Annotated in this window: 11 protein-coding genes and 3 pseudogenes; 3 read left to right on the top strand and 11 right to left on the bottom strand. The window is 60.3% G+C overall.

All coding sequences use genetic code 11. The features are described from left to right. Nucleotides 1-263, top strand: a pseudogene (locus tag BLQ77_RS26280) (IS5/IS1182 family transposase); the annotation flags it as partial. A gap of 119 nt (nucleotides 264-382) precedes the next feature. Here the strand turns inward: BLQ77_RS26280 and BLQ77_RS26275 are convergent. Beyond that, a pseudogene (locus BLQ77_RS26275) lies at nucleotides 383-1,069 on the bottom strand (IS3 family transposase); the annotation flags it as partial. 73 nt (nucleotides 1,070-1,142) lie between these two features. Here BLQ77_RS26275 and BLQ77_RS29765 point away from each other — a divergent pair. Continuing rightward, a pseudogene (locus BLQ77_RS29765) lies at nucleotides 1,143-1,303 on the top strand (helix-turn-helix domain-containing protein); the annotation flags it as partial. A gap of 185 nt (nucleotides 1,304-1,488) precedes the next feature. Here the strand turns inward: BLQ77_RS29765 and BLQ77_RS26270 are convergent. The 5 genes from BLQ77_RS26270 to BLQ77_RS26250 all read right to left on the bottom strand — a co-directional run bounded on the left by BLQ77_RS26270 (nucleotide 1,489) and on the right by BLQ77_RS26250 (nucleotide 5,425). Beyond that, nucleotides 1,489-2,106, bottom strand: coding sequence for an ABC-type transport auxiliary lipoprotein family protein (locus BLQ77_RS26270; protein ID WP_089964070.1), 618 nt, complete (start codon nucleotides 2,104-2,106; stop codon nucleotides 1,489-1,491). A gap of 4 nt (nucleotides 2,107-2,110) precedes the next feature. Beyond that, the gene (locus BLQ77_RS26265) at nucleotides 2,111-3,016 is read right to left on the bottom strand and encodes an MlaD family protein (RefSeq protein WP_089964069.1); all 906 of its coding nucleotides are present in this window, start codon (nucleotides 3,014-3,016) and stop codon (nucleotides 2,111-2,113) included. Beyond that, complete coding sequence (locus BLQ77_RS26260) at nucleotides 3,016-3,792, bottom strand: ABC transporter ATP-binding protein (protein ID WP_089964068.1); 777 nt, start codon at nucleotides 3,790-3,792, stop codon at nucleotides 3,016-3,018. Before BLQ77_RS26260 ends, BLQ77_RS26265 begins: the two co-directional genes overlap by 1 nt. Then, a complete protein-coding gene (locus BLQ77_RS26255; protein WP_207545908.1) occupies nucleotides 3,792-4,892 on the bottom strand; it encodes an ABC transporter permease in 1,101 nt (366 codons plus the stop codon). The genes BLQ77_RS26260 and BLQ77_RS26255 overlap by 1 nt, the downstream gene beginning before the upstream one ends. A gap of 296 nt (nucleotides 4,893-5,188) precedes the next feature. Next, a complete protein-coding gene (locus BLQ77_RS26250; RefSeq protein WP_165617217.1) occupies nucleotides 5,189-5,425 on the bottom strand; it encodes a hypothetical protein in 237 nt (78 codons plus the stop codon). Nucleotides 5,426-5,578: 153 nt separating this feature from the next. Here BLQ77_RS26250 and BLQ77_RS26245 point away from each other — a divergent pair, with 153 nt between their 5' ends. Then, on the top strand, nucleotides 5,579-6,307 hold the full coding sequence (locus tag BLQ77_RS26245) for a Crp/Fnr family transcriptional regulator (RefSeq protein WP_089964067.1): 729 nt from the start codon (nucleotides 5,579-5,581) through the stop codon (nucleotides 6,305-6,307). Nucleotides 6,308-6,330: 23 nt separating this feature from the next. Here the strand turns inward: BLQ77_RS26245 and BLQ77_RS26240 are convergent, their stop codons facing one another. From BLQ77_RS26240 to BLQ77_RS26225, 5 genes are all read right to left on the bottom strand, one after another. After that, a complete protein-coding gene (locus BLQ77_RS26240; RefSeq protein ID WP_075782846.1) occupies nucleotides 6,331-6,495 on the bottom strand; it encodes a DUF3309 family protein in 165 nt (54 codons plus the stop codon). Between the two features lie 75 nt (nucleotides 6,496-6,570). Then, nucleotides 6,571-6,711, bottom strand: coding sequence for a hypothetical protein (locus BLQ77_RS28935; RefSeq protein ID WP_165617216.1), 141 nt, complete (start codon nucleotides 6,709-6,711; stop codon nucleotides 6,571-6,573). Between the two features lie 58 nt (nucleotides 6,712-6,769). Continuing rightward, nucleotides 6,770-7,480 (bottom strand): IS6 family transposase, encoded by a 711-nt coding sequence (locus BLQ77_RS26235; protein ID WP_089964066.1) that lies wholly within the window; start codon nucleotides 7,478-7,480, stop codon nucleotides 6,770-6,772. Between the two features lie 62 nt (nucleotides 7,481-7,542). Next, complete coding sequence (locus tag BLQ77_RS26230) at nucleotides 7,543-9,324, bottom strand: SLC13 family permease (protein ID WP_089964065.1); 1,782 nt, start codon at nucleotides 9,322-9,324, stop codon at nucleotides 7,543-7,545. Between the two features lie 133 nt (nucleotides 9,325-9,457). Beyond that, a complete protein-coding gene (locus BLQ77_RS26225; RefSeq protein WP_089964064.1) occupies nucleotides 9,458-10,330 on the bottom strand; it encodes a transglutaminase family protein in 873 nt (290 codons plus the stop codon). Nucleotides 10,331-10,342 lie beyond the last annotated feature (12 nt).

Genomic DNA, 10,342 nt, shown 5'->3' with positions numbered 1-10,342 from the left:
CCGTGGAAGGTGATCAAGCTGGCGCGGCCGCCCGAGACGAGGCCCTGCGCGCCGCGAAATACCTCGGCCGGGCCCTCTGGCGACGATGGAGCGGATACCACCGCAGGAGCCGCGTCGAGACCAAGATGCATTGTGTGAAACTGCTGGGCCAGCGGCTCATGGCACGGGACTTCGACCGACAGGTCGCCGAGCTCCAAGTCCGCATCGTCGTCCTGAACGGCTACACCGCGCTCGGCATACCCGTCACGGAAGCTGTAGGATAAGTCCGTCTGGGAAAAGGGGAACCTCGGCGTTCAGCCGATTGGTGCAACAGAGCCGGTGCAGCACCTGCCGAATTTGCGGATGCCTTCCTGCGCGCAACCGAAGATGACGAAGATGAAGACGAACAGACGTGGTTGGGATGCTCCGGCTTCAGCCGCACGCAGGAGCCGTCCACTGCCCGACAGTGCATCACGAAGTGATGTCACGAGAGGGGCCAGCCAGAGCCGGCCGCGTTTCTTTTGCTTGTGTGGGACCTTGAGCCCTTCGCGCCGCCAAATGCGCGCCACCCGCTTGTGGTTCACCTGCCAGCCAGCCCGGCGCAGCAGCGCCGCGACCCGGCGGTAGCCGTAGCGGCCATACTCCCGGGCCAGCTCGATGACGTCGGCGGTCAGCCGCGCCTCATCTTCCCGGCCCTGTGGTGGCTTGCGCTGCGTGGAGCGGTGCTGCCCAAGCACCCGGCAGGCCCGGCGTTCGGAGATGCCGAGTGTCTGGCACACATGCTCCACGCACTCGCGGCGGCGCGAAGGGCTCAGAAGTTTCCCTGAGCAGCCTCGGTCAGGATCAGCTTCTCAAGCGTCAGGTCAGATACCGCCCGCCGCAGCCTCAGGTTTTTCTTCTCGAGGTCCTTCAGCCGCGACAACTGTGCCCGGTTCATCCCACCATACTGCTTCCGCCACCGGTAGAACGTATCCTGCGATATCCCGATCTGCCGCACCGCATCGGCCATCGACAGGCCTTGGCCGTGCAAAACCTCGACCTGGCGTAGCTTGGTGACAATGTCTTCAGGCTTCTCTCGCTTTCCAGCCATTCTGTCGTCCTCCTGTTCGCCGAAATCCTATCGGATTTCAGGCTTTGTGGGTGGACCACTTCAAAGGGGCCGGATCATGACTGATTGGCCCCTAGTCTCCGCCCCAATGGCTGAGACCCTGACCGGTGCTAGCCGTGCCGCCGTCCAGCGCAACCTAGCCTGGATGGAAACGCGAGGCCTTATCCGCGAGGTGACCGGCAGGGGCGGTATCGGATGTGGGCCACCACCAACTGAAGACCCGCGGTCGTTGAAGCGTAGATTCGCGAAGGTGAGTTTCCCTTGAAATGGCATCGGTAACGCCTGCATGTTGTCATACAGTGCGCTCCTTTGCACAAGCGAGTGCACTTGGTGCGCGACCATACACAGATGGCCTATTTTTTAATTTTTGCAGCGTTGTGGAAGCTCTCGAGACCAGAACCTTACCTTGTCTGCGCAGTGGTCCAAAGCACCGCCTCGAGCAGGACTGATCGCATAGCATTGTCAAAGCCCCGCACCAAAGCCAAAGTGTCATCCGTCTGAACCGGCGACGTGACGATAAACCGGCGAGAGGCTACGATTCTCCGGTCGGATTCACGGATAAGCGTCAACATGGCGCTAATGCGGACAACGAACGGCTCTGTGTCGAGCCCTCCCGGTTCTGCCTGAAACGCCTGTAGATCGGTCATCAGCGTATAGTCTGGCATCAGCCCTACACCTGTTCGCCCCACCAGACCAAAGCCCCCGAGGTTCTGAAACGACGCGACCAACAGTGATTGGACGAGCGCCGGCGCTGGTTCCGACCACGGTGCACCTGGAAGGTACTGGGCCTGAAATGGCAGCGGTTTGATCAGGATCCGATCTGTCGCTAGGACCCCCGCCGACACGGGCAGTTCGACCACCAGATGTGCACGGCCGGACCGGGCCGCAGATGCGGACACCGCGGGAGACAAGGTGTAGTCATCCAACGGTGCGCTGGCGTCGGATATGGCTGTCAGCGCGCCGCAGCTCGACAGGAAAGATAGGGCGAGGACAGCGATGACTTTTCGGATCAGTTCCATGGTATCAATTCCTGTATGTAGGGGTCTGATTGCCCAGCAGGAAACGCCCTGGATCGCTCGCGATCCGGGAGGTCAATGCATTGATATGTGCCACCATGGCGCGTGCCTCTGTGGCAAGGGCGCTGAACTGCGGCAGCCCGTTATTGGCAAAGGTTTCAAACCCGGCGGCCGAGCGGCCCAGCCTGTCGACTGCCGCGCCCAGCTGGTCCGTGATGGCTGGAAGATCATCGACAAGAACGCCATCGGCACTGGCGATGAGCGCCTGAAGGTCGACAAGGGTAGCACTGGCATTTGCCATCGTTACCTCGGCCGAGGCCATCACGGATTCGGTGCGCGTCGCCATGGCGTCGATTCTCGCGGTAGCAGTTTCGACGTTGCGCAGGATTGCGGTGATTGCGGCCCCGTTTTCCGGCGTGGTGAACGACCGGATATCGCGCATCAGCAGGATCGCCTCGGCCAGGACATCCGGGGCATCTGTCAGAAGGTTCTGAAATGCTGAGGGTTCCGAAGGAATCAGCGATACATCGGCAGGCGGTACGACGCCAATGGGCTCGGCATCAGCGCGCCCTCCCGCCAATGCGACAAACGACACGCCGGTCACGCCCTGCGATGACAGTGTGGCCAAAGTGTCTTCGCGCACCGGGGTACTGGCATAGATCTCGATCCTGACCCGGACCAGCGCCGGATCATCACGGTCGAGTGCGATTGACAACACTTTGCCAACCTCAACTCCATTGTATCGAACGGTGCTTGCCTGCCCAAGACCCGCGACAGAGTCGAAAACGATGTCATATTGCGCGTAGGTCCGATCGATCTGGACCTTTGCCAGCCAAAGAGTAAATCCCATCACTGCAACAAGGCCAACAATCGTGAAAAGCCCGACCAGCAGGTATCTGGCGCGCGTTTCCATCAGGTTGCCACGGACATTGGTTGGGCGGCGTGGGCGCGAGGTCCGTTGAAATAGGCATGTATCCAAGGCTGATCAACAAGGCGCATTTCAGCCATCGTACCGGTGACCATGACCTTGCGTTCGGCCAGAACAGCGATGCGGTCGCAGGTCGCGTGCAACGTATCGAGATCATGAGTGACCAGAAAGACCGTCAGCCCCAGAGCCTGTTGCAGCGCCTTGATCAGCTCATCGAATTCCGTCGCGCCAATAGGATCGAGACCGGCGGTGGGTTCGTCCAGAAACAGGATTTCGGGATCGAGCGACAGCGCGCGTGCCAGCCCGGCTCGTTTGCGCATCCCTCCCGAAAGCTCGGATGGTGATTTATCCCCCGCAGAGACGGGCAGACCCACCATCGCGATCCGCAGATCGGCCAGCGCATTACGGGTTCGGGCATCGACGCCAAGCCGCTCTCGCATGGGGGCCGCCACGTTTTCGCGCACGGTAAGGGACGAAAACAGCGCGCCGCCCTGAAACATGACGCCCCAGCGGTTCTGCACTGTGCGCAGGTGCTCCGGATCGGCTGTTAGCACGTCAGTGCCCAGAACCGAGATATGACCAGCGTTTGGGACCTGCAAGCCGACAATGGTGCGTAGTAGCACGGATTTACCACTACCAGAGGCCCCTACCACGCCCAGAACCTCGCCCCGGAAAACATCGAGGTCCAGGCCATCATGAACCGCAGTCGTGCCGAACCGGTTAACTAACCCGCGGATCGTGATGATCGGCTCCAGGTTCATCAAATCCCCCAGACAGCAAAGAAGATTGAGAACATTGCATCCACGACAATGACCAGAAAGATCGCGGCCACGACCGATCGTGAGGTTCTGTTGCCCAGCGATTCGGTGTCGCCCTTGACCTGCATCCCCTGATGGCAGCCGACAACACCGATGATCACCGCAAAGACTGGTGCCTTGGCCAGACCAATCAACAGGTGCGACACGTCGGTATTGTTCAACAGCTGGGTGCGCAACATGCCGGGCGAAATGCCCAACTCGATCCAGGCCATCAACGCTCCACCAACCAGTCCAGCCATGTCGGCGATGAACCCAAGTAGCGGCAGCAAGATCACCAATGCCAAGACACGGGGCAGCACCAGCAGCTCGATCGGATCAAGTCCGAGAACGCGCATCGCATCGATTTCCTCGCGCATTTTCATCGACCCGATGGTCGCCGTAAATGCCGATGCAGATCGCCCCGCCACGATGACCGCGGTCAGCAGGATCCCAAGTTCTCGCAGGATCGAAATAGCGATCAGGTCGACGACGTAAACCTCGGCACCGAATTGTTTTAGCTGCGAGGCACCCTGGAATGACAGTACGATGCCGATGAGGAAGCCCATCAGGACCACAATGGGCACTGCATTCAGCCCGGCCAGGTGCATGTGATGAACCAGAGCTGTCAGGCGCAGCCGCGATGGATGCAGGACCGTCCACCCGAACTGGGCCATGACAAGGCCCAGAAATCCAAGGCTTTCAGCTATGCTTGAGACCTTTTTGCTGACGGCTTCACCCAGTCCGACTAAACCATCTCCCATTGCATGATGTAGGCCGCGCGGTTGGTGGACTTTAACAGCGTCCGCCATAGCGTCTGTCACCGTCTTAAGCAGCAGGGTCTGTGCTGGACTGGCCCCGATTACGGCAATCGTCTCGCCCCTGAGGGCCGCGGCATTGCGGCATGAGGCAAGCAGCCAGGCACCAGCCGTATCGAGCACGCCAACGCCCGACAAATCGAACGCCTTGATAGTTCCCTCGCACCCGAGGATTGCCCGCGTCGAGGCAAGGCTTGCCAAATTCACATCGCCCCGCAGGACTATGGTGCCGGGTGCTGGTCCTGCCAATTTATCCTCCGACGGGGCTTGAACCCGGCACGTCCGTGACGCCGCGTTTCAGTATGCTGAGCATGACAAGGAAAGCTTGCGCCGGTGTGGTGGTAGGACGAGAGCGAGGCATAGCGCGTTCTTACATCTGTCAAAAATGGTGCCCCGCGTGGAAGGGACTTGCGCACCAGTCTGCGTGGCGTACTTGTGCAGGGACTTCTGGATTACCTTTACGCCCCCCCGTTCCTCCAGAACGCTGATTGATGTCAGTCTTTCAGCAATTTGCAAACTTCGCTGGAAAACTGTGCCCACCGAAGTCACGCTCGTCGGACTGAATTCCCTCCGGCGATGATCCGACGGATCAGTGCCGCAGCTGCGCGGTGCTTTACGGCATCAGCTTCGGACCCTATCGCGTTCTCATGGGTTGCAGCAGCATCCGTGAGGACACCCATAATTTCTTTCTCGGGCAAAATCTGTGCGTCATTCAGCGCGAGAAGCAGGGCTTCGCAGATGGTAAGCGCGGCCATTCCTGAATACATTTGGTCGTCCGTCATGGGGTGTTGACCTTTCCGCCAAGTGCGACGCGGGAGGTACGCGTGCTGCTTGCGAAGCAGACTTGCAAGGAATCTGCTATGCTGTGCTGATGGACATCAGTCCCACGGGCGATTTCTTTTGCTAGGTCTTCGCCGACTGCCGAAGAGGGACAGATGATCGACAACACACCGCTTGTCCGCAAGCTTGGCGCATTCGTCGCCCTGTCAGACCCCGAATTGTCGGTGCTTGCGTCCTTGCACAAGCGCCGACGTACGTTCGTGGCGGGACGCGATCTTGTCCATCAGGGGCAATCGGATCAGGCCGCCTATATCCTCGCCTCTGGCTGGGCCTGTTCCTACAAGCTTCTTGAGGATGGTCAGCGGCAGATCGTGGATTTCCAGATCCCCGGCGATTTCCTCGGGCTTCGCAGTGTGCTTTTGAACGTGTCGGATCACAGCATTGAGCCCGTGACGGACGTTGAGGTGACGGAAATCCTTGTCACCGACCTTCTGAACGCATTTGCGCAAACGCCCCGGCTGGCCACCGCGGTTTTGTGGGCCGCGTCCCGCGACGAGGCGATGGTGGTCGAGCATCTGGTGGATTTGGGACGCCGCGATGCGGCCGAACGCATGGCGCATTTCCTGCTGGAGCTTGGTGCCAGGCTTGCCTTGGTCGGATTGGGGAGCAAGGGCGGCTATGCCTGTCCGCTGACGCAATACCTTCTGGCTGACGCGCTTGGGCTGAGTGCCGTCCACGTCAACCGGGTGTTGAGGCAGTTGCGCGAAGCAGAAATGGTCACGTTTCGGGACGGGTTCGTCGCGTTCGACAATTATGATCAACTGGTCAATTTCGCCGGGTTCGAATTGTCTTACATGGATCAGAAAGGGCCACTTCTCCGTTAAAGTCGTGCTGTATTTGCCTGCCGTCAGATGCGACCCAGCAGCATCAGGATGACCACGATGATCAGAATCGTGCCAAGAACACCGGTTCCGGCATGACCGAAGCCGTAGCCATAGCCGCCGAAGCGCCCGCTGAACCCGCCGAGCAGAAAAATGACAAGAATGATAATCAGGATCGTACCGAGTGACATAGCGATTTCTCCTTTGGTGGGGCGCGCTCGTCATGCAAGACGCTCCGATGGTGGTATTGTCGGTAAGAGGTCGTTTCAGTTCCCCTCGATGGTCACGCCATGCTCGTTGATCTCGATGTCGATGCCGCTTTGGCGTTCCTGATAGTAAAAATAGCCTGCGCCGATGAGGCAGACCGCGAGGACTCCGATCAAGACGAGAAGAAGATTTCGGCTCATTGGAACGGCTTTGTCAGGTTGTCATCCGTTTCCCAACGACGGCTGCTTAGGCCGCTTTTCAGGCGGTGAGCTTGGCGGTGTATTCGTCCCACAGATCGAAGGCATCTGACCGGGCGTGGCGGTAGGACTTGGCGGAGAGACGATGGCGCTTTGGCCTGAACAACGCGGCCGCCTGATCATGAACCGAGAGGAACAGCTGGGCATGGCCGGGTGACTTGAACCGGCCGATGATCTTTTCGCGGCGCCTCGTATGGCGATGGCTGGCTTCGGAACGGCTGTTGAGTCCCTTGTGCTGGCGGTGGTCGACGCCCGGCGCGATTTCGGCTTTCGCCGCCGCGTATGAACCGAGTTTGTCGGTCAACAGGACACGTAGCATGCCCCAGCGCCGAAAAAGCTTGAGAAAGAAGCGCTTTGCAGCATCCTTGTTCCGCCGCGGCTGGATAAGGATATCGAGAACGTCGCCGTTCGCGTCCACCGCACGCCACAGCCAATGGGCCTTGCCGTTCATCCGGATGACGACCTCGTCGAGATACCATTTGTCCGCAGGAGCCGGACGGCCCCGCCGGATGCTTGCGGCAAATTGATGGCCAAAGCGGCCAACCCAGCCGCGGATCGTCTCATAGGAAACCGTGACGCCGCGCTCAGCCAGGAGATCCTCGACGTCGCGCAGGCTCAGGGCGAAACGGTGATACGCCCAAACGGCATAGCTGATGACGCTTCGCGGGAAGCGGAAACCTTTGATCCGGGACAAGTCTTCGACGTTCAGGATGAGATCAGGCTACCGCCATCTGGAGTGCCCGGCAACTTGACAGTGCCCTTTCATCGGCTGATTTAGAAGGGAAAGAACATCGGAATTGCTAGGACTGCGGCGGCCCCCACGATGATGTTCATCGGCAGGCCGATCTTGATGAAGTCCATGAACTTGTAGTTGCCCGCACCATAGACCAGTGTGTTGGTCTGATAGCCGATCGGGGTCGCGAAGCTTGCGCTCGCTCCGAACATGACTGCGACAACGAAGGGGCGTGGATCAACCCCGATCTGGTCTGCCAGTCCGATCGCCAGAGGGGTCACGACGACCGCGACCGCGCTGTTGGTGACCGCCTCGGTCAAGATTGACGCAAGCAGATAGACCGCTGCCAGAGCGACGATCGGGGGCATGTCCGCAAGCGGCGGCGCAATGGCACTGACGATCAGGGCAATCGCGCCCGAGTGCTGCAGCCCCGCACCGACCACCAGCATCGAGAAGATCAGAACGAGCACGCCCGCGTCGATGGAACTCCAGGCCTCATCGTTGTCGATGCAGCGCAGGGCAAGGATGAAGGCCACGGCGACGAGGGAAACAAGGCTGATGTCCGCCACACCGAGGGCGGCCAGGGTCACCACTGCAAACAGCGCCGTAAGCGCGAGTGGGGCCTTGCCGCGTCGAAAGGGGCGACCTCCGGCCATCGTGACGCCAGCCAGGTCTCCGGCCTCGATCAGGCGGGCGTAGCTTTCGTCGGTTCCCTCCAGTAGCAGTTTGTCCGCAGGTCTGAGGAGCGTGGTCGAGAGGTCGGGGCCGAGGCTTTCCCCGTGGCGATGTGCCCCCAGGACACGCATGCCATACCTGAACCCGATGGTCAGTTGCGCGATCCGTACTCCGCGGTTGCGATGCGCCAGTGTGACGATCGCCTCTGCGACTGTGGTTTCCGAGTTTTCCCTGGTTGACGGTCCCTGACGCAGTCCGACATCCCATCCTTTCCTGTTTCTCAACGTCAGAAGTTCGGAGGTGCGGATAACCGCTATTAGCCGGTCACCAGTAGCAAGGATGTGTTTGAGCACGTCGTCACGCCTAACCACCGCACCGGAACGTATCCCGACCACCGTCACTCCCGGACGGGTCAGATCATCGATATCCCCCAAGGAGTGACTTAGTCCCCAGAAATCATCCTTTGGACGCAACTCGGTCAGGAAGTCCGCCTCACCTGCCGCACCCATATCCGTCTGATCCTTGCGGTTGGGAAGCAGAAGCGGGCCGAGTAGCAGCAGGGTCAATCCTCCGGTGGCCGCGGCCACCATACCGACCGGTGTGATTTCCAGAATCGAGAAGGGCGCCAGCCCGATCTCTCTGGCAACGCCATCGACCAGCAGATTGGTCGAGGTTCCGATCAGCGTGCAGGTCCCGCCGAGCACCGCCATGTAAGAGAGCGGGATCAACAGACGCGTCGCTGCGAGGCCGAGGCTTTGGGCCAGTCTTATTGCGACCGGGATCAGTACCAGGACGACAGGTGTGTTGTTCATGAGCGCCGAGGCCACGAGGGTCGAAGCCAGAAATACGCCCGTAGCCACAATGGGGCGCTGGCCGGCGCCGGCGACGACCCGGTTTGCCAGTGCATCGAGCAACCCGGTGCGGACGAGGGCGCCGCTGAGGATGAACATTGCGGCGATGGTGATCGGTGCGGGATTTGAAAAGACCGATAGAACGGTGTCTTGCGGCACCAGTCCAAAAACGGCAAACAACGCCGCGACCGCAGCGGCCGTCACTTCGGGGGCGAACCGCTCGTAAAGGAAACCTGCGAAGAGAACCAGAAGAAGCGCGAGCGCAAGATAAGGCTCAAAGGTCTGGAGTTGCGTCATTTCGGGGTCTCCAGTGCATTGACGGCGGAGAGATCCTGACGTCGCGCAAAATGTGGTTTTTCGTTCTCGCTCGACCCCGAAAACCGGCGCGGGGCGCTCCTCGATCGGTCCCCGCGGACCGGGGTCGCGGTGATCAGTGCACGATGACCGCGTGGCGCACCTCGACTGTCATGCTTCGCTGGGTGTTTCCCCGCCCCGTGAAGCTCCCGGTGACCGGGACGACCTGATGAATGCCACGGGCGACCGCCACGGGAATGAGGTTCTTTGATCCGACGCTCCGGTTTGTAGGGTCGAACGCGACCCAGCCGGCACCGGGAATGAAGACTTCGGCCCAGGCATGGGTAGAACCCGCCCCTTCGGACCCGACAAGGTGCGTTTCAGGATCGAAGAGGTAGCCGGAAACGATGCGCGCCCCCAAACTGAGTGTGCGCGCGGCTTCGGCAAACAACACCGCAAAATCACGGCACGAGCCCCAACCGCGAGAAAGTGTTTGCAGTGGCGACTGCGTCCCTTCCATCTCTCGCCCCTGATATGAGATCTGCGTCGACACCCCGTTTGCGATATCCTTGAGCAGAGACAATGTATCCGTGGGGCGTTGAAAGACGAAGCCCTCGACCCAGCTGGAAAACCTGCCGTCAGGGTCAGGATATTGTGGCGCCGTCAGGGCGCCGAGATCGGCCCAGTCGTCGCCTGAATAAAGGAAGGGAAAGCTGATCGCCTCCGCCGCTATGGCGAATACCGGCCAGACCGCAGCGGTCAGATCGACCGTTGCACGGCTTTCGATGATCAGATGATCGCTCGGCTGACTGAACTGCGCCGTGGCGACCGCATTGCCCGTAACGTCATGGGCCCAGGTGATATCGGCATGGGGCGTGAGGGTGATCTCATGCGACACCAGCCGCAGCTCTCGTGCTTCGCGTGGGCGCAGCATCATGCGATGCGGTCCAAGCAGAACGGGTTCGCCGTAGCGGTATTCGGTCTTGTGATAGGTCGTCAGCGTGGTCACGTTAGGTGCCTT

This window comes from Salipiger thiooxidans (assembly GCF_900102075.1).
Taxonomy (GTDB): Bacteria; Pseudomonadota; Alphaproteobacteria; order Rhodobacterales; family Rhodobacteraceae; genus Salipiger; species Salipiger thiooxidans.
This window is presented reverse-complemented; position numbering and strand designations above follow the sequence as displayed.

What these genes read in the sequence shown, in the direction of transcription:
- BLQ77_RS26265 (WP_089964069.1), bottom strand. Translation starts at nt 3,016, where the DNA reads ATGGAAACGCGCGCCAGATACCTGCTGGTCGGGCTTTTCACGATTGTT.
- BLQ77_RS26270 (WP_089964070.1), bottom strand. Translation starts at nt 2,106, where the DNA reads ATGGAACTGATCCGAAAAGTCATCGCTGTCCTCGCCCTATCTTTCCTG.
- BLQ77_RS26245 (WP_089964067.1), top strand. Translation starts at nt 5,579, where the DNA reads ATGATCGACAACACACCGCTTGTCCGCAAGCTTGGCGCATTCGTCGCC.
- BLQ77_RS26230 (WP_089964065.1), bottom strand. Translation starts at nt 9,324, where the DNA reads ATGACGCAACTCCAGACCTTTGAGCCTTATCTTGCGCTCGCGCTTCTT.
- BLQ77_RS26260 (WP_089964068.1), bottom strand. Translation starts at nt 3,792, where the DNA reads ATGAACCTGGAGCCGATCATCACGATCCGCGGGTTAGTTAACCGGTTC.
- BLQ77_RS26250 (WP_165617217.1), bottom strand. Translation starts at nt 5,425, where the DNA reads ATGACGGACGACCAAATGTATTCAGGAATGGCCGCGCTTACCATCTGC.
- BLQ77_RS26240 (WP_075782846.1), bottom strand. Translation starts at nt 6,495, where the DNA reads ATGTCACTCGGTACGATCCTGATTATCATTCTTGTCATTTTTCTGCTC.
- BLQ77_RS28935 (WP_165617216.1), bottom strand. Translation starts at nt 6,711, where the DNA reads ATGAGCCGAAATCTTCTTCTCGTCTTGATCGGAGTCCTCGCGGTCTGC.